This is a genomic window from Lacisediminihabitans profunda, assembly GCF_008040105.1.
In the GTDB taxonomy this organism is placed as follows: domain Bacteria; phylum Actinomycetota; class Actinomycetes; order Actinomycetales; family Microbacteriaceae; genus Lacisediminihabitans; species Lacisediminihabitans profunda.
Genome location: NZ_VRMG01000167.1, coordinates 1 through 270, shown reverse-complemented (window position 1 = coordinate 270; position 270 = coordinate 1). Strand labels below are relative to the sequence as shown.

The window sequence follows — 270 nt, the reverse complement described above, 5'->3', positions numbered from 1 at the left end:
GCTACCTTCATTAACGCCAGTACAGCAATGGCTGCAATCACACAGAACAGGCCAATAAAGCCATTAATAACGTGTCTCATAGATCACCTGTTAGTCGAAGTTAGCAAACGGGTCGTCTTCAGTATCTGCTGGTTTAGCAAAGCCTGCTTCACTGGTTTCAACCACCTTGGTTACCGGGGTATCTGCCTGAGCAAACAGCTCGTCACCTTCGGAGGCAGCCAGGCCAGCGTCTGCGAACGGATCGACTTCTTCAGCTACAGCAGGATCGGA

The 270-nt window shown here is 50.7% G+C and carries 1 protein-coding gene; it reads right to left on the bottom strand.

The genetic code is table 11. The annotated features are described in order from the left end of the window. Positions 1-90: 90 nt before the first annotated feature. Positions 91-270, bottom strand: a 180-nt coding sequence (locus tag FVP33_RS19720; RefSeq protein WP_187270825.1) for a hypothetical protein, incomplete at its 5' end; no start/stop codon positions are given.